The following is a 17,593-nucleotide window of genomic DNA, read 5'->3' on the forward strand; positions in this document are numbered from 1 at the left end:
CGCGTTGTCATTTCCTGCGCATCGGATTGATGAAGTCCATTTCCACGAAAATCCTTCACATTGTCGGTGGCGCGAGCGCCAAACGGCCTCTCTAAACGGAGTTCTATCGAAGCGAGCGCTTCGGCGGAAGGAGGGCTTCGCACTGGTCCCGTGTTGCGTCATTGATCGTGAACTCGGCAGGAGACTTTCCACCAAGCTCACGGCGAGAACTCCGCATCCACAAGGTTGCATGATCGGGATTGTAGTATCGTGATCGCGCCAGAGCCTCCAGATCGCCCACCGCTTTCTCCTTGTGGCGTCGTCCTCGTTCCTCCAACTCCAATTCCCGAACTCGCTGATCGAGGGCGCGGATCGCAGCGGTGAAACCCTCGGCGGTCGCGGCGGCATCCAATGGCAACAACCCGCCCGATGCGGCGATCGGAGTGGATAGCCACGTCGGGGCGTGATCGCCGATGTCACGCGACACACGATCGCGCAATTGCTTGATCCGAGACGCGGCGGCCTCTTGCTCGGCTTCGCGCTCTCGACGGACTCGCTTCTTGGCCTCCAGGCGCTTGCTTTCGATCGCTCGCGCAAGTTCGCCTGCACAGGGCAGGCCGAGTAGGTCGATATCTGCTCGCGGTGAGAATCTGATGTTTGTCCGAACGTTTGCGATGTCATCACACAGCGATATCCACTCGGCTTCGTCGTTTTGAAGCAATTCGGCGATCGACAGGGTCCGGCCAGTCAACACGGTATCTACCCATGTTTCGAAAACGAATGAGGAAGTCTCCTCATCCGGCAGACCATCCAGTTGTTTGGTGACGATCTCCCGAATCTCTGCAAGGCGTCTCGTCGGTCGTGCGCGCAAATCCTTTGCCTGCTCGACCTTCTGCAGCATCGAGTATGTCGGCCGCCATATCTCCGACCGCGCTGGATGCAGGAAGCCTAGATGCACAAGCTGTCTGAGATAGGCTTCCACCGCACCGAGGGGTGAGGCGAATGGTATTCCCGCCTCCTTGAGTCCAATGGCGATGTCATGGGGAACAGCTCTGAATTCCGGATGGATCCATCCGCGCCTCTTCAAACCGGAGAGACCGTTTCGCGTTCTGAAAGGCGTATGACCGTGAGCAAGCAGCTCCAGGATTGTCGCGGCCTGCCACTCGGCTACTGGAACGGTGAAGCAGCCGGCGCCGTCGATGTCGAGATTGATAAGCGCACCAAGACCATCGCGACGCACCGCGCTCTCGCAAACGCCACCTCCTTCACCGCTCACCGGCCGACGATGACGATACTTCGCTGAGTATTTCCCGATTTCTTCTTGCCGGGCTTCAGCGCGCTTGCGCGCCCTTTCGGCCAGCCGCGCCCGGGCATCCGTCTCCCGTGGATTGTGGAGCCAGATCCTTGGAGCGTTGTAGAGGATTTCCTCCGCGAGCTCATCCAGTGGCCGCTCCCGGTACGCGGAAAGATCGATCTCGATCGCGCCGACATTCATCGATCGAATGCGCGCGATCTTCACCTCGTCACATGCGTGGGTGACCTTGAACTCGACGATGAGCTTACGGTCCCGTAATTCCAGGACGACATCCGGAACGACGGTTTCAACCCTCGCTTCAAGAACAGCCGCTTCGAATGCTATTTTGGTCGGCTGAACCACCACTTCGCGGTCGTCGCTGTTTTCAACCACCATCTCCGGGAGCGCGATTTCGAGCCGCTCGTCGAGGATATTCTTCGCGAATTTATGAAGGGCGGTTTCTCCCGGTGATGTGCATGTGCTGCCGTCCCGCTCCGAGTGGTGCGCGAAATGATGGACCTTGACGGCGCCTTTCCTGGCGACCATCCGCCCTTCGCAGCCGGGACAGTTGCATGCACACGCGAGGCCAGAGGGTACGTCATCAACATGGACGAGTGTTCCGTCGGCGGCCTCCGCGACAAAGGCCGCGCCCTGTTCTGTGCAGTCGAAGAGCTGTCCGAGCCGAGCTTTCGTCATGCTTCCATCACCGACATTAACCGGCCAGAAGGTAACCCCGGGGCGGTGTATTCGTTACGAATCAGCACCGTTCGCCTGCGACTGATTGAATTTCATTCCGGCTGCCACATGCAATCAATCCACTGCTCTTCATAGCGTTTTGCAAAGTCTCTCATCTCCCGGACATTGGCAGCAGGCTCCCGGCATGCGCGGGCGCAGGTGGACACAACATCCCGAAAAAGGGCCTGAGAGACAGCCCTGATCCCTTCATAGTTGATCATCAGGTCCGGAAGACGCTCCGCAATCTTTTCTCCGCGAGGCGCCATGACAAAGGTCGGCGGCTTTCCGAATGCGTTGATCAGCACGTATCTCCAGCTCGGGTCGGCAGGCCCTTGCGATGGGACGATTTCACATGGACATGCGTCCCCTCCGCCGGAAATATCCTCGTAGATTCTCTCGATTGCCTGGGGCTTCTGCGCGATCAGGACGTAAGGTCCGGCCGCGGTGTAGCAGCCCACACCTTCGTCATACTCAATGCCCAACACGGTTTCCAAACTGAAGCGCGCGGTACGATCCAAGGTAGTTTTCCCCGAGACAAACCATTGGAGGTGGCGCAAGGCAATCCCGGCGGACTTGGCTATTCCCGCGGGCGAGTTGGGCCAGCATGCCAAGAGATCTTTGGCGATTTCTGCTGAATTGTCGTGGTCAAACCCAGTTGAGAAATCGTCGTCCTCGATGGGGACGTCGGACGCCTCTCCTCCTGCGAGAAGCCAGGTTCTGCCGTCAAAACTGCTTCGGTTGAAGTAACGAAGCTGATCCGGTGGCAGTGCGGCTTCCCAGGATGACAGCCATGGACCGGGCTCCCAATCCAGTCCTTCAGTCGGGATTGTTCCCGGCTGTCGCGTCGGCAACGCCAACCACTGCTGAATTTGAGCGCCAAGCTCTTGATTGCCTAGCCCGTGAGCACCGCCTCTGGCATTGTGATTGTGGTTGTCTTGCGCATCGTGGCAGAGGGTCTGCACGGCTTGGGCAAGTGATGTATCATCTAACTCGTGCTTTCTCGGCAGCCACTTGCCGGCTTCCTGCGCTGAGCGCAATGACGCCGGAAGGGATTTCTCTTTGGCAGAAGCGATCTCGAGTCGAACGCCGATTCTTGCCATGTCCGCCGATAGCGTCGGGCTGGCTTTTGCAAGATGTCGGTTGATCCGGAGGACGTCCGGCAGGCCGCGCAAACCCTCGGCTTTTGTCCAAGCGTCGAGCAACACCTCACGGAACGCCTTGGGCTGGATAACCGGAGCGAAAGTCATCCATCGAATAGGTAGTCCAGCAACGGTGAGCCCATAGAGTATCAAAGGACTGAGCACATACCGTTCTGCATCCTTTAGCCTTATCGGGTCACTCACGGACACGACGCCATGTTCAGGATGATGAAACAGGAACTTGGCTATCGATGCGTAGAAGTGATGCTCTCTATTTGGCGGCATCACAGGTATACTCATGGCCTCACCTCGAGAAACGAATCTCGCGTCAAATCTTACAATTCATGTGGCAAGTAAGAGGCGGTCACAACCCCCTTTTCGAGATCGGATCGAGGGGATGTTCGCCATTTGTGCTGCAAAAGTCGCATAAAGAGGCAGTCTGGAAGTTGAAAGTTCAGGACCCAAAAGGCCCCATTTCATTCCATTGAACCCGCCTTGGCCGGATAACCCTTTGCGACGTAGCTAAGAAGGCGGCTTCATAGCCGAGCGCGATGGCGAGGATGCGCTAGTCTTAGTCTAGCATGCATCTGTGAATTTTTGCATGCGCATCGCTGCCGACACCGCCTGGCATGATTGTCGTGCTCGAAAACGGCTGCGGCGATCGCGGCAAAGCGATCGCCGCGATGATGGGGATCAACGCCTGGGCGTTGCATCGATGCGCGATACAGAGGCCTCCGCCTGGCATCGAGCAACATGCACGGAGGTACGCAAAGCGCAAATGCATCAAGTATTTGAAGGACGAGCCCCTCGCGCAAATGGAGCTTGCGCTGCCGTCGTCGTCCCATCGTGCCGCCGAACTCGGGGGCGTGACGATCGACCACGATGGCCAATTTTTTGCAAAGTCGAATGTCCCGATTCCGAAGGCGAGGGAAAAACTCCGACCACAGCGAAGAATAGTAACAACACGGGCGACGCAAGCCGCCTTGCCCTCTAGCAGGGGAGGTGCTTGCGGTGCTCTCACCGACACGAGATCGCAAATGGCACGTGGGTGAGCACCAGAACTGGCGACACGCATGGTGATCGGCTTGACTCGCTGGAGGAAGCACAAGGCCTCAGCGGCCAGAGGCGCAAGCGACGGTCGAACACTGGCTGGCTGCTCGCGATCTGATCGAGGCGTAGTCGGACAATGAAGCGTAGTGCCCTACCTCGATGTTCCTAGCCTGAAAAATTCATGGGAGTTCGTTGGCGGCGCCGCTAGTTGGAGCCGCGTCGAGCGCATCATCGCGCGGGTCGAGGTCGGCGCGCAAGGTGCCGTTACCCGCTTCGTCGTCACCAACCTTGCCGGTGGGAAGGCCAAGGCGCTCTACGAGCATGTCTACTGCCGCCGCGGCGCGGCCGAGAACCACATCAAGTCGTGGAAGACGCATCTTGCCGCCGACCGCACATCCTGCACCAGAGCGATGGCCAACCAGTTCCGGCTATTCCTGCATGCCCGTACTTACTGGTTGATGTGGGGCTTGCGGGCCGCGATGCCGAGGCGCTCGAGCTTTGCCGTCGCCCAATTCGACACGCTGCGATTGCGCCTCATCAAAATCGCTGCGCGGGTGGCCGAGATGAAATCGCAAATCCGTCTGCGCCTGCCGACATCGTGCCCCGCCAGCGCATCCTGCGCATCGTCCTCGATCGCATCCCTCAACTCGTGACATAACGATGGGGCGCAGACGCCCCGAAACGAACCCGTCGACCGCAACCTGCAAACCCCCGCCTGCCATCACGACGGAGCAATCCCGGCGCCTGACGAGACGCGTGGAAAAGCAACACAACGGCGACCACAGCGTCGCTTCAGGCCGTCAAATGCCTATCGCCGTGCATTAAGGCGGCTAGAAGCGCGCCGGCAGCCTGGGCGGGGGGCTTGGGGTTAGACTGCCGGCGCACGCCACTCATGAAGAGCGGCCCCTTTTCGCGGTTCGGACACCCATAGTCAACCCGGCAGCGTCTGGATGCCCGCTGTGCTCTTTTCAGAGCGGCGCGCGATGCCGGCCATGTCGGCCGATCCTGCCTAGGATGGTGGGCCACTCTCGTCGGCCGAGTTGATGCTCCAGCCAGGCATGGGTTCGCCGTTAGCAATCCTTCGTCGCGAGCTGATGCCATCGTGCACATGTCGCAGCACTCCGGGCGGCTATATCACCTAAGACAGCATGGAGAAGCGTTCCAAGTTCCTGTTCGGCGAGCCCGTGTGCTGACTCGGACAGTGGACGAATTCTCTTGGCGGTACTGCGCCGGAAGGCACTCGCGTCCAACGGAATCAAGCCTCGACTATAGTCCCAAACTACACATCACAAGAGCGGTCTTCCACCCGTTTGCAGATTATCCGACTGATCAGGCGGCGTTCGATATGTCCGACTCTGCCTCAAGCATTCCCACAGGTATGGACAGCGATCTCGCTATTGGTCGCAACGTGCTTGGGTTCAAGACTTGATTCATAGTTTCTCGAAGGCGATGACAAGGACGTCACGATATGCGAACGGCATTTTCGGATTTTCGGTCGCGATCGGTGATACATCATGAAACGTCTTGCGATCGTTGCAAATCACAAAATCATTTGGAAGGTTCATTTCGACATCGCCGAGGAACCGCTTTGAGGCATCAGTAATCGTGCTCATACCGCCGGTCACGTTAACCCGCCCGATCATGTAAGAAACGATGAAATCCACCCCGTCCTGATGAAGGCCCTCGGGTGCTGGTTTGCCGTTTACACCGTCGCGTGCAACAATCCGGTAGGGATGGAGCTTAATATCCCAACGATCATGTCCAGCGGTTTGACATAGAATTCTGCAGAAACCTGTCAGAATCTTGTTTAAGACAGGATGATCTATAAACGATTGTTCAAAGGGCTCGAAGTAGCGCTTGAAGCCGCCATTCAAGTGGTTGATGGCTTTCGATTGCTCATAAGGGGCATGCGGCAGGAGCCGAAAAATTCCGTCAACTGCGTCATATTCAAACGCACTATAGCGCCGGTAGCGATAGGTCCCGCCGTCACGCATGTATTCATCGAGAAGCAGTCGATCCCAGTGGTCAGCAAAGTTCTTCCAGCCAGCATCAATTTCGATGCCGAAGCCGGCTTCGGTGCGCTTACCTCTGGAAAACCACCATCCATTCGTGACCAGATGATCAGTGCATTCTTGACTGAGGCTGCATAGCGCCTGGGGTGCGACCTTTTTCATGGGTGTCTCCCGTCTTGGTAATTTGGCGAGGGGGAAGTTTTAAAGGACGCTTGGTGGCTCGCGGCTTGGTGTTCCCAAAGGTGGCGGTCCGTAATGTATTTCGGCGTGCTGGCTATGATGGACCGAGGTAAAAAGCGCGTATTATCGACTATGTAGCTGACGCTCCCGCTGACGCCCTCGAGCGCGGACGCTATGGCCCGTTCGCACATCTTGTGAATAGTACTGCCCCATGCACCTGAAACCGCCTCCTGGGACCAGGCTTGCTCAAGCCCTTCCTTCAACACGATTGATCCGACGCCAAGGGAAGCGGTTTCGAGGTGCCGCAGCGCGTCCATGATGATGGCCGCTGCGGGGGCCTCACGGACTTCGAGAACCTTTTCACCGGTTGAGATGTGTTCGAGCCCGACAAAGCGGCCGTGTCCGAATTTGCCAACTGTTTTATTCAGGAGCGGAATTGTGTCGATCAGTGCAACATCACGGTCATCAATTGACACGAGATTTCCGTCGATAAACCCCAGTTTGATCTCTACCGGCTGCTCTGCGGCAGTGTTGCGCGTCCAATCAAATGCCTCTTCCGGGATAGAAAAGTTCTCGGGATCTTCCAAAGGTCCAGACTCGAATTCTCGGCACCAGAGGTTTTCGTCTCCGCTCCAGGTGCGGTCCGTCACAAAAGTCAGCCCGAACTTAGAGAGGGCGGCGGCCTTCTGCTGCCGGGAAATCACCGAGCATTCATACGGACTGCCGAAGTTGCCGGAAAATCCCGAGCGCTTGATGCTATTGTTAAGGCGCGGAAGACTATTTTGCGAAAGACTTGCTGTATGAAGAAGCAGCCGTGAGCCGATTGACGTCGCATGATCAACAATCAACGAGGCGATTACGGGACGGCTCAAGGAACTGCTTAACGGATAGTTACCAAGGTACTTGGCGTGGGCCCGAATGGCGGGTTTCACGCCTTGTTCGACAAAAGCTTCCCGCCCTTCGAGACAGACAAAGCGCGCGCCGAACCCGGCTACCGTCTGTTCCAGCAAAGGCTTATCGATGGAAGTTCCGACATCCACCGCGACAGCTTCAATATTCGCAAAGCCAAGGCTTTGCAGCTTGTAGAGAAGGTAGGTGCTGTCGAGACCGCCGCTGAACATGGTTGCAACTGGTGCGTTTCGGTCCGGAAAAGCCTCCAGATCTTCGAAACTCAAAATGCCGCCGGTAGATGGTTTGATCGAAGTTGAGACGGGGTTCATTTGTCAGGTCCTGCTCTCAAAAAAGATGCCGGCAAAGGTTCCGGCGAGGATGAGGCCGGCACCTATCAAGCCCGTTGCGGTCAAAGATTCAGTCAGGAGAAGGTGCGCGAGGACGAAACCAAAGAAGGGTTCTGTTCCCATCAGCAAGCCAACCCGTGTCGGCGTGGATTTTTTGACCGCGGCGTTTTGAATGTAGAATGCAGCGATCGTGCAGAAGAGTGAAAGGAAGGCGACGGCGCCCCAAAACTGAAGGGGGGCCTTCACAATAAGGCCGTAGATTCCGAATTGACCCACGGCTAAAACGAAAGTGAGTGTTGCCACCGCCGATCCCTGGATGGCCGTCAGTGCCGCAGACGAAATCTGCCGGCCGGCCAGAAGGCGTTTGGTGGAAACGACCATAATTGCTCGCAGAATCGCAGCCCCCAGCACAAGCGCGTCACCCGGACTGAACTTGCCGATCCCGCCAGTGAGAAGGCCGACACCGATGCAGGATATGGCGGCACTTGCCAATATGCCCGGAGGTGGAAGTCGCCCCGATAGCCCATAGTCAATGATCGGCGTGAAAATTACACAAAGCGAAATGATCAAAGCCGTATTCATTGCGCTTGTTGATGCAACACCGTAAGTTTCAGCAATAAAAATTGAAAAAAGTATTGTCCCCAATACGAGGCCACGGATGCAATCGCCCCAAGAGATCGACGCGATCTCATGTCTTGCCACCACTGCCATAAAGATCGTGGTAATCAGGAAACGATAAAGAATGAGGATCAAAACCGGCGCATAGAATAGTGCGCTTTTCGCGACCGGATAGCTCGCGCCCCAAACGAATGCGACACCCAGTACGGCCAGGTCGGCCGAGAAGGATGAGGTCAGTGACCTCCTCGCAGGTATTGAAGCACGTTCGAAAACGTCCACGTTCAAGTATCCTTTGTGCTAGCCATCCATCCTACTGTGCAGAACGAGTCAAAACAGATTAAGCCGTCCCTGTAACGTTGGTATCGCGGAACTGTCCGGCCTTCCGCGAGGCGCTCATCGATGTCCCACCACTGGACTTCATTAAGCGGCGGGACGATCGAGCGGCTTTTTGTCCAGTCGTGGCCCGCGTCGCGAGATTTTGGCGTCCCCACATGCAGCAGGGGGAGTGTTTGGTTACAAGCTCGGCCCATTCCGATTGCAACCGGAGGGCGGATTCGCATGCACAGATCTTGCTGTAGCGCTGCCTGAGGCTGTTCATGGAGGAACTCCTGCAGGTTCGTGCCGTAGGTATTTGTGATTCAGCAAAGCAAATGCCGTGCCAATCCAGAAAACCATTTTTAGACAACACGATCGTTTTGATAGTGCAGTGTTTCATACCCAACATTGTCAGAAGGCCGACAATGAGTCCGACTGCCGGGCATGCAACCGAACGCTGTGATCCTGTTATCCTGACAGGTTTCCCGCTGCAGCCCGGCTTGGCAATTCATCAGGGCCTGTCGCAAATGAAAAGTCGAAGGGCGAGGCGGCTTCCGGCTCGCAGAGCGGCCCGAACGACCTCGGCGCGGTCTCTAAGCCTCGCCCCGATGCAGCTTGGCCTACATACCGACGATCTCGTTGACTACGCCGCGCGCAAGGAAACGCGGCACGAGCACCTTGCCGTAGTTGCGGACGCTGTACAGCTTCGTACTTTCTCCGGGCGGTGCGCGCGAACTGAAGGAATGGCTGTTTCGGGAAGCCGACTTGGCAGTGTCGAACGAGGATATTGCCCGTCGCTTCGTGGCCGACTGCCGTCGCACCCGCACGGGTCGGGAGTTCGCCGCCTGGCTCGGGCCGACACCTTCGCAAAACTCGAGGGGCGGCAGCGGATCCTCGGCTTGTCGCGTTGCTCGCCAGGAAACCCGTGCGCTTGGCGAGTGTGGCCATGGCGAACAAGATGGCCCGTGTGGTCTGGGCGATCATGGTACGCGCGAGACCTCAAGCTCGTCATGCCGCGAACCTTGCGGTGTAAGGTTGCGAAGAAGATAAATTTTAGGACAGAGAACAGGCGGGCCGATCGATCGGCTACCAGTAGGTTGTGAGAGCGACGCGATGTGATGGCGAGACTGGTCAGGCCGGGAACAGGGACAACCCGTCGAATGTCCGAGCACCATAGCTTGATAGGCAGATTGAGATCCAGTTCGCCGGTCCCATCAGGGCCAGCAGTCTCGGATGGCTGCATCAACAGGCCGGACAGAAGACTGCACCCGCCCAACGCGCCGTAACGTCCAATTACCTCTTGCATCGCGGGAGCCATCCACAGAGGACGTTTCTCGGAGAAGGCGACGGCGCTGCATGCGGAGTACCACCGACCGGCGGTCTGCCGACCGCCCGCGCTCGTGTCGGTAATGTCGAGGCTTCCTTCAGCGAATAGCGACCAACAGGAGAACTTTGACCGATCGCGGGTGCGAAGCCGCATTGGCATGTGAGCGCCCAAATAGACTGCCAAGCCACGCTCGAGTCAGCGTGCAGATCTTTGCCCAATGGCCCGAGGTGATGGGCTGCCAAACCGTGACTCTCAAGCTCCCCTCCGAAGACTGCACCAGAGGACTACGACCCGCTGCCTTCCTCTTAAACCGTCATCGCTCTGACAACACATTCTGCAATGCTCGGCGGATGTCGATGAGGCGGCTCATCACGCAAAGTAGGTATTCAGCAGGTCGGGAGGAACGAATGAACCCTGATGCTTTCCGCAGCCCAGTTTTCGTTAAGCGTGCAACGTACATCGTGCAAGAGATTGCCAGCCTGGCCGACGCCATCGATTTCCTCAACGAGTGGCCAGGAAACCGCAGAGACTTGATCCACGAAGCCGCCCTCAAGGCGTGCTATGATGCATACGACGAGCGAATACCTGTAAGCGCAGCGCGCAATGCCTTTTTCGGCTTTGCGAAACGGGCCGCTATATTGGAAGATGCAACCTCCGCGATGCAGTGGCTCGCTGCCTGCAAGTCGGGCAGTGGAAAAGTGAAAGTGTAGGCGTACGCGAAATGTGCGAGGCTGGCGCGGGTAGCACGCCAAGGAGGGCACTGTGTCGAGATTTCACAGTTCGCCGAAAGCAAAAGCTTCTCAAAATCAACAGCAAAACGGCAGATCTCGCGCAACCCCCATCATAACCAGACCCACTGCACTCGGTCGCTAGGCTAGTGCCAAGTCCAGCGACGAAGATCCAGCGGAACCATTCGGCTGGCAAAGAAGTGCGACCGAGGCCTGTTGCCGTAGAGGAGGCGGAGAGATGATCGGCTTGAGCAGATTTGAGCGGCCAATGGTTGTTAAGGTTAGCCGTCACAGATCGGAGCGTATTGTGTTCGACGTCAATGACGCGGCCGCTATCTTGCTCCGTGATCTTAGTCGTCGGACCGAGAAACGGAAGATACCGATGGACGCCTGTCGGCAAGTATTGCGTGGCGAGGCTCATCCACCAACTGCACGAAGAGCTTTCGTCGCAGCCGCGCTCGAAGCAAAAATCCTGCGCAGTGACTAAAAAATGAAGCCGCGCGATATCGGTTGGCTATGCCCAGGTTCGAGCACCGCGTTCGGCTTCAGCGTCGAGCAGCCGTTCGCCGCGAAGAGCGGCACTGCGATATATCGACGGAAAGGAGAAGGGAGTTCGCGCGGCTTGTGCCCCGGAGCGGGTCTCCACACAGACGGCGCAGCAACTGGCTTCGCAGGATCGGCCTCGGATGATAGGCAGGCCGCTGGTCGCTTCCAGCACGACCCGGCAAAGCCGACGGCGCCGAGGTCGAGTTCTCGATGAAGACTTCGATGAGTCGGACCGGATTGTCCTGCATCACGTAAACGTCTAGGCACTCGGGAAAGAGTGTCGCTTGCCGGCGATCCTCGCCCTCGACAAGCCGATTCATCCCATGTCGGCTCTTCTGAGCCTTGTCCACCGAGAGCGGGATTAGCCCGACCGGCCTTGGCCTGCACTGGCCGCAGCTCGATGCCGATGTGGATGTGCCGGCGCTGCTGCAAGGTGTGTTCGGCTCCAAGCGTTGCCAACGTGCCAAGAGAATCGCGGGCTCCCGCTGTTGGCCGGCCTCGTGCCAAAGTTCCTCGATGACATGGGCATGGTCGCAACCAATGCCCTCCGCTCGCGCGCGAACACATCCGTGAAAGTTGATGCAATCAGTCAACAAACGTGATAGCGGCGTCCCCGCCTGCACTGATGGGTGCAATAAGCCTTTCAGATTGACGGAGATCAGGGGAATGGGGTTAACCCGACGCTTGGACGAACACGGCGATCTTCCGGCGCTGATCTTTCCCGGCCCCACGCCGATCAGCTACCGCGATCTTGCGCGGCGTGTCGCAGCGTTGGCAGCCGAGTTCGGACCGCAGAAAAAGCTGGTCGCGGTAGCAGCCGAGCCGACAGAACACGCGGTCATCTCTTACCTGGCAGCCTTGCACGGCAAGCACGCCGTCGCATTGATCCCGCCCTGCAACGCGTCGGCTCTGGACGACTTCGTCGCTGACTATTCGCCGGAAATCATCTGCAGACGCGTAGACGCCCGCTGGTGCTGCCGCGTGGAAGCCGGGGAGTCCAATGGCGCACTGCATCCCGATCTCGCCGTGCTGCTAGGTACCTCCGGTAGCACCGGCAAGAGCCGGTATGTTCGTCTGTCAGCCGCCGCAATCGAGGCCAATGCCGCGGCCATTGCCAGCTATCTGGAACTCGACCACCGGGATCGGGCAGTGCTTATCCTGCCATTCCACTATTCCTACGGCCTCTCAGTCTTGAATTCTCACCTCGAGGCAGGTGCGAGCATCTATTTCCCGAAACACGGTGCCTCCCACACCGGCTTTGCTCAAGAGATCCGTGACGTGTCCTGCACCAACATCAGTGGGGTTCCCTACTCCTTCGAAATGATGGACCACGCCGGCTTCCGGCGGCATGACTTGCCAACGTTGCGTTTCATGACGGTAGCCGGCGGACGCATGCAACAAGCTCTGGCCGAGACCTTTCGGCGTCATCTCGCGGACAACTCTGGCTGCTTCTTCATGATGTATGGGCAGACCGAGGCAACCGCTCGCATCGCCTATGTTCCCCCCGGCGAGCTCGAGGGCAATCTGGGCAGCATCGGCATTGCCATCCCGGGCGGCAAACTCTGGTTGGCTGATGAAGACGGCCGGCCAATCGAACAAAATGGCAAGCCGGGCGAACTCATCTACAGAGGTCCCAATGTGATGATGGGCTATGCCCATCGACGGACGGATCTGGCAACGGCGCACGAAGTCGCGGATTGCGTACAGGCGACATCGCAAAGCGTGATGATCGCGGGTTCTATTCGATAGTCGGTCGCCGCAAGCGAATGTCGAAGATCGCGGGCCTACGCCTGAGCCACGACGGAATTGAACCAGCGCTTGAGAAAGCTGGGATCGCCGCAGCAGTCGTCGGAGACGATGAGCGCATTCTGGCGATGGTGACGACACCCGATGTCGACGACAACGAGGTGCTCGAAGTCTTGATGGCTGCAACCGGACTGCCAAGGCCCCACCTCGAAGTCGGCAGGGCGACGTCGTTGCGGAAACTTGCCTCGGGGAAGATCGACTATGCTTCGCTCCAGGTTCGCCTGCGAGCCCCGCGCCAGCAGATGGCCATGGATGTCCTGGACGCCTTCAGGAATGCCTTTTATCCGCGTCAAGTTGGTCCCAGCGACACATTCGAAAAGCTCGGCGGCGACTCGCTGCTCTACGTGCAGCTCTCGCTGACCCTGGAACGTGAACTTGGGAGCCTGCCGGAGGGATGGGAAACCATGCCCCTTGGCGACCTTGCCCGAACCGCGGAACCCAGGAACCATGGTTGGTCGATCGACAGCCAACTGATCCTGCGTGCTGCGGCGATCCTGCTGGGTAGTCATCCATCACGCAACGCTCTGGCCTATCCCGGGCGGAGCCGCCACACTCGTGATGCTGGTCGGGTTCAGCCTGGCTCGCTTTCAGCGCCAGCGGCTGTTCGCCGGCGATGGTCTGGCGGTGTTGCGGCCGCTGGCAGTCAACCTCGCACTCTATGCGCCTATCATCGCGGGTTTCTCTCTGGCGCGTGGCGAGGTGCTCTGGCCTTCGGTCTTCCTCGTTGGTAATCTCGGCTTTACCGCACCGCCGCACATGATGCCGTATTTGTACTGGTTCGTTGAGGCCTACGCGCAGACCATTCTTCTATGCGTGATCCTGTTTTCCATTCCGCAGGCGCGGCGGATCGCACATGCAATGCCGCTCGTTTCTGGCATTTGCGTGCTGGCAATTGCAGTAGCAGCCAAGTTCCTCACGCCACTCGTCTGGTACATCGGCGGGCCGCAAATATTCACCCTTCCTGACATGCTTTATTTGGCCGTCCTGGGCTGGGTGCCTGTACTTCCTCGACACGCCGCCGAAACGGAAGGCCTTCTTCTCCGTCATCGCTATTCTCTGCCTGGTGCTGGCCTGGTGGGGCGGCAATTGGACAGGTTCCTGGGTCAAGTTCATGCTGGTGCTCGGCGCGGTGTTCGTCCTGCTTTTCATTCCACGCATAACATTGCCCGGTTGGGCGGCGCACCTGATCCTGCCGGTCTCTGCCGCCAGCTATCACATCTATCTTTTTCACCGCGTAATCCCGGACTGGCTTCTTCCGCAACTCGACCTGGACACGCAGCAGCCTGCCGGCCCGGCAGCGGCCATTTCGATCGGTCTCGCATCAGGCCTGGTAGTGTTCTGGTTGCAAAAACAATTGGTCGGCTGGCTTGCGTATCGGCGAGCCTCCCGCCTCGGTTGGCGGAGCCATGTCGTCGGTGGCCCATTGGAAGCAGCCGAATAAGACAGATTGGCCGGGTCGCAGGTGCGCATCTTCTGCGCCACAGCCTTGCCACCCCGATCCGTGCGCTGGCATCTGCCTTCGTAGACGCGGCTAGGCCAGCGCTGACCTTTCTTGGAGCTGCAGCCTGATCTAACCATGCCCTGGCTTTAGAAAATCCACAACGCCGGCCCAAATGGGTGGTCTTTTGGCGCATGGCCAAATAGACTCGCTCTTCAATTTTGAGCTAGGCCCGCAAGCTAAGCGCATTGAGGTATATCTAAATGAGCCGAGCAGGAGGGGTTCATTCCCATAGGCGCTAACTTAGGGGCGGACTGGTGGAATCGAGATGTGATTCCTCGGCCAGATGCAAACGAATGATTCCATCGAAGCAGACTGGCAGGCTCTGATATCGGGGCTGTCGAATCCATTGATCTTGAGGCGAGGGCGCGGACGACAGGAGCGCTCGTGCGTCGTCGCAATGTTTCGGACGCAGCAACATTGCTGCGCCTGGCGTTGGCCTATGGCCCCAGCGGGATGAGCTTGCGCTCGGCTGCCGCCTGGGCCGGAGTGAACGATGTTGCGAGCCTTTCGGATGTTGCTCTTTTGAAGCGCTTCCGCGGAGCTGCCGATTGGCTCGGCTGCATCGCAGGCGCCTTGCTCGAGAAAGCTTGCACCAAAAGCTGCGTGCCGAAGGGGCGCCGGCTGCGCATTGTCGATGCAGTTCGATCTCGCGTCCCGGCAGTACTGGCACGGACTGGCGACTGCATGCCACCTACGAACCTGCGCTTGCGCGCTTCACGCATCTGGAGATCAGCGACGTCCACGGTGGAGAAGGCTTCTGTCGTGTTCCGCTTCGCCAAGGCGACATCGTTGTTGGCGACCGCTGCTACGCCCGCGCCCCTTCCTTGAAAAGGTGGCATCGGCGGGCGCCGACTTCATTGTGCGCACGGGCTGGACCAATGTCCGGCTGACCACGCTCGACGGCCAACTGGTGGACTGGAACGCCATCTACGCGCCTATGCAGCCCGATGGGGTTTGCGGGATGGAGGTGCTCGTGGAGCATTCGGGCCGCAAAGGCAAGGGCCGAGGCAAGCCCTTGCAGGCAAGGCTCATTGTCAGGCGCAAGGATGCCAAAGCCACCGAAAAATCAGAGAAAGCGGCAAGGGGGGAACCAGCGACACTGCAGCAAAAGGCTGCAGCCGATGACCATCACCGCGGCAGGCTTCGTCATGCTGCTGACGTCGATCCCGGCCGACGCGATGACTGCCGAAGAGGTTCTGCAAACCTGTCGCTTGCGCTGGCAGGTTGAGCTCGCCTTCAAGCGGCTCAAGAGCGGAATGGGCATCCATAAGCTTCCCGCACGCGATAAGCGGCTCGCCCGAAGCTGGCTCATGGCCCATCTGATCCTGGCGCTAATCATTGACGAGGCCGTCAACGACGTTCTCGACTCTCCCCCCCTGTGAAGACGAAACCACGCAGGGCGCAATCGATGTCCTTTTGGAGGCTGCATAGCCTTCTGCGTGCTGCGATCCTCAATGCCATACTGGCGCTGTTGCGACCCGCAACAATCGCGATGCGCTTCGCCGAAATCATTCGCCACGTCTGCGATCCGCCAAGACGGCGCAAAAACCAATCCGCCGCAGCAAGAATAGCGCTCGTACCTTAAGTTAGCGCCTATGGGGATATGCACGTTGCTCGTGTTTATCTGCGGGTCAGTACGCAAGGGCAGGATCTTGATCGCCAGGAATCGATCATCGTTGAGGCGAGGGATGCCGGGTACTACATCGCCGGCGTCTACCGCGAGAAGGCATCCGGCGCTCGCGCCGACCGGCCGGAGCTGCTTCGTCTAATCGCGGACCTTCAGCCGGGGGAGGTTGTCGTTGCGGAGAAGATAGACCGCATCAGTCGTCTGCCTTTGCCTGAAGCTGAAAAACTGATCGAAACAATTTGGAATAAGGGTGCTCGTCTTGCCGTACCTGATGTTGTGGATATTAGCGACATCGCGGCCAGCGCCGACGGCGTTGCCAAGATCGTGCTCGAGTCCATTCAGGAAATGTTGCTGAAGCTCGCCCTGCAAATGGCTCGGGACGACTTCGAGGATCGCCGCGAACGCCAGAGGCAAGGCATCGAATTGGCAAAGGCGGGCGGGAATATGCCGGACGCCAAGCTGACTTGGTGACACACGAACGCATTATTGTCTTCCGGTCTGGCGGCAACAGTATCAGCAGGACGGCAAAGCTGACCGGCTGCAGCGAAGCGCAGGTGAAGCGCGGGCTCGACATCAGAAGGAAAGCGGGAAGCAGGAAATGCTGTCGCAAAAGTTGAGTTCTGCGACGGTGCAAAAGTCAGTTGCAAATCGTCGCGACAGAGGCTCGGCAGCTCCCCGAAGTAGCCATTTCAGATTGCTTGCAGGTGCGGATAAAATCCTTTATGCATCGGCACATGATCAAGTCCGCGCTCATCGCTGCAATCTATTATGCGACGCTTCCATAAGGAGCGGCGCGTTTCGATCATGCCTTGAAACAAGCCGCCGTCAGGCGGCTTTGTTCGTTGAGAGGACCCCCTGGCGGCAATACCAGGAGGATTCCCTATGGCACTTCCCGATCTATCAACCGGTCATTCCGAACCATGTTCGGCGGCTTTGAAGACGCTCATCGAGCGCGGCTATGTAAATCAAGGGACCGACCTGCCGGGTGTCGATGCCGCCTTTGAAGCAGGCATCGTACCCGCTTACGCTGGTTTCGATGCGACGGCTGACAGTCTTCATGTCGGCCATCTTCTTCTGATCATGGCGCTTCGTCATCTTCAGCAGACTGGCCATAAACCCATCGTTCTCATTGGGGGTGGGACCACCCGCATCGGCGATCCCAGCTTCCGTTCGGAGGCGCGGCCGATGCTGACGGACGAGCGGATCGCCGCCAACATTGAAGGGATCAGAAAGATCTTTGACCGTCTCCTTGTCTTCGGAGACGGCCCGACGGATGCCGTGATGGTGAACAATGCCGACTGGCTGGACAGCATTCGTTGGATCGACATGCTGATAGACGTCGGCAGGCATTTCTCCGTCAATCGGATGCTCTCTTTCGACAGTGTGAAGTCGCGGCTGGAAAAGCAGGAGAATCTGAGCTTCTTAGAATTCAACTACATGATCCTCCAAGCGTTCGACTTCCTTGAGCTATCCCGCCGGACCGGTTGCCGTCTGCAGA

At 58.3% G+C, this 17,593-nt stretch carries 14 protein-coding genes and 1 pseudogene; 10 read left to right on the forward strand and 5 right to left on the reverse strand.

Annotated features, from left to right (window positions below):
- Positions 1-103: 103 nt before the first annotated feature.
- Positions 104-1,969 (reverse strand): competence protein CoiA family protein, encoded by a 1,866-nt coding sequence (locus tag NKI58_RS14425; protein WP_352853393.1) that lies wholly within the window; start codon positions 1,967-1,969, stop codon positions 104-106.
- A gap of 92 nt (positions 1,970-2,061) precedes the next feature.
- Positions 2,062-3,447, reverse strand: a complete 1,386-nt coding sequence (locus tag NKI58_RS14430) for a hypothetical protein (protein ID WP_352853395.1) — start codon at positions 3,445-3,447, stop codon at positions 2,062-2,064.
- Positions 3,448-4,382: 935 nt separating this feature from the next.
- Here NKI58_RS14430 and NKI58_RS14435 point away from each other — a divergent pair.
- A pseudogene (locus NKI58_RS14435) lies at positions 4,383-4,855 on the forward strand (transposase); the annotation flags it as partial.
- Positions 4,856-5,627: 772 nt separating this feature from the next.
- On the opposite strand, the gene NKI58_RS14440 reads toward NKI58_RS14435, so the two are convergent.
- From NKI58_RS14440 to NKI58_RS14450, 3 genes are read right to left on the reverse strand one after another with little or no spacing between them, the layout of a single operon-like run.
- Positions 5,628-6,371: a 2OG-Fe dioxygenase family protein gene (locus NKI58_RS14440; protein WP_352853396.1), complete on the reverse strand. Its 744-nt coding sequence runs from the start codon at positions 6,369-6,371 to the stop codon at positions 5,628-5,630.
- Positions 6,368-7,609, reverse strand: a complete 1,242-nt coding sequence (locus tag NKI58_RS14445; protein ID WP_352853398.1) for an argininosuccinate synthase-related protein — start codon at positions 7,607-7,609, stop codon at positions 6,368-6,370. Before NKI58_RS14445 ends, NKI58_RS14440 begins: the two co-directional genes overlap by 4 nt.
- A gap of 3 nt (positions 7,610-7,612) precedes the next feature.
- Complete coding sequence (locus tag NKI58_RS14450; RefSeq protein WP_352853400.1) at positions 7,613-8,524, reverse strand: DMT family transporter; 912 nt, start codon at positions 8,522-8,524, stop codon at positions 7,613-7,615.
- 1,770 nt (positions 8,525-10,294) lie between these two features.
- On the opposite strand from NKI58_RS14450, the gene NKI58_RS14465 reads away from it, so the two are divergent.
- The 9 genes from NKI58_RS14465 to tyrS form a co-directional block, all read left to right on the forward strand.
- Entirely contained in the window at positions 10,295-10,597 is a 303-nt protein-coding gene (locus NKI58_RS14465; protein ID WP_352509682.1) for a DUF982 domain-containing protein, read from the forward strand.
- Positions 10,598-10,883: 286 nt separating this feature from the next.
- Positions 10,884-11,102 (forward strand): DUF982 domain-containing protein, encoded by a 219-nt coding sequence (locus tag NKI58_RS14470; RefSeq protein WP_352853423.1) that lies wholly within the window; start codon positions 10,884-10,886, stop codon positions 11,100-11,102.
- A 401-nt stretch (positions 11,103-11,503) separates the two neighbouring features.
- Positions 11,504-11,734: a DUF2442 domain-containing protein gene (locus NKI58_RS14475; RefSeq protein ID WP_352853402.1), complete on the forward strand. Its 231-nt coding sequence runs from the start codon at positions 11,504-11,506 to the stop codon at positions 11,732-11,734.
- A gap of 111 nt (positions 11,735-11,845) precedes the next feature.
- The gene (locus NKI58_RS14480; protein WP_352853404.1) at positions 11,846-12,910 is read left to right on the forward strand and encodes an AMP-binding protein; all 1,065 of its coding nucleotides are present in this window, start codon (positions 11,846-11,848) and stop codon (positions 12,908-12,910) included.
- A 17-nt stretch (positions 12,911-12,927) separates the two neighbouring features.
- Positions 12,928-13,698 carry an acyl carrier protein gene (locus NKI58_RS14485; protein ID WP_352853406.1) on the forward strand — a complete coding sequence of 257 codons (771 nt, stop codon included), beginning with the start codon at positions 12,928-12,930 and terminating at the stop codon, positions 13,696-13,698.
- Positions 13,699-14,078: 380 nt separating this feature from the next.
- On the forward strand, positions 14,079-14,408 hold the full coding sequence (locus tag NKI58_RS14490; RefSeq protein ID WP_352853408.1) for a hypothetical protein: 330 nt from the start codon (positions 14,079-14,081) through the stop codon (positions 14,406-14,408).
- Between the two features lie 1,007 nt (positions 14,409-15,415).
- On the forward strand, positions 15,416-15,850 hold the full coding sequence (locus NKI58_RS14495) for a transposase (RefSeq protein ID WP_352853410.1): 435 nt from the start codon (positions 15,416-15,418) through the stop codon (positions 15,848-15,850).
- Positions 15,851-16,071: 221 nt separating this feature from the next.
- Complete coding sequence (locus NKI58_RS14500) at positions 16,072-16,566, forward strand: recombinase family protein (RefSeq protein WP_502898814.1); 495 nt, start codon at positions 16,072-16,074, stop codon at positions 16,564-16,566.
- A 411-nt stretch (positions 16,567-16,977) separates the two neighbouring features.
- A partial coding sequence (gene tyrS / locus NKI58_RS14505) for a tyrosine--tRNA ligase (RefSeq protein ID WP_352853412.1) occupies positions 16,978-17,593 on the forward strand: 616 nt, incomplete at its 3' end.

This window comes from Mesorhizobium sp. M0522, from assembly GCF_040321085.1.
In the GTDB taxonomy this organism is placed as follows: Bacteria; Pseudomonadota; Alphaproteobacteria; order Rhizobiales; family Rhizobiaceae; genus Mesorhizobium.

What these genes read in the sequence shown, in the direction of transcription:
- NKI58_RS14425 (WP_352853393.1), bottom strand. Translation starts at nt 1,969, where the DNA reads ATGACGAAAGCTCGGCTCGGACAGCTCTTCGACTGCACAGAACAGGGC.
- NKI58_RS14430 (WP_352853395.1), bottom strand. Translation starts at nt 3,447, where the DNA reads ATGAGTATACCTGTGATGCCGCCAAATAGAGAGCATCACTTCTACGCA.
- NKI58_RS14440 (WP_352853396.1), bottom strand. Translation starts at nt 6,371, where the DNA reads ATGAAAAAGGTCGCACCCCAGGCGCTATGCAGCCTCAGTCAAGAATGC.
- NKI58_RS14445 (WP_352853398.1), bottom strand. Translation starts at nt 7,609, where the DNA reads ATGAACCCCGTCTCAACTTCGATCAAACCATCTACCGGCGGCATTTTG.
- NKI58_RS14465 (WP_352509682.1), top strand. Translation starts at nt 10,295, where the DNA reads ATGAACCCTGATGCTTTCCGCAGCCCAGTTTTCGTTAAGCGTGCAACG.
- NKI58_RS14470 (WP_352853423.1), top strand. Translation starts at nt 10,884, where the DNA reads ATGGTTGTTAAGGTTAGCCGTCACAGATCGGAGCGTATTGTGTTCGAC.
- NKI58_RS14485 (WP_352853406.1), top strand. Translation starts at nt 12,928, where the DNA reads ATGTCGAAGATCGCGGGCCTACGCCTGAGCCACGACGGAATTGAACCA.
- NKI58_RS14490 (WP_352853408.1), top strand. Translation starts at nt 14,079, where the DNA reads ATGCTGGTGCTCGGCGCGGTGTTCGTCCTGCTTTTCATTCCACGCATA.
- NKI58_RS14495 (WP_352853410.1), top strand. Translation starts at nt 15,416, where the DNA reads ATGGGGTTTGCGGGATGGAGGTGCTCGTGGAGCATTCGGGCCGCAAAG.
- NKI58_RS14500 (WP_502898814.1), top strand. Translation starts at nt 16,072, where the DNA reads ATGCACGTTGCTCGTGTTTATCTGCGGGTCAGTACGCAAGGGCAGGAT.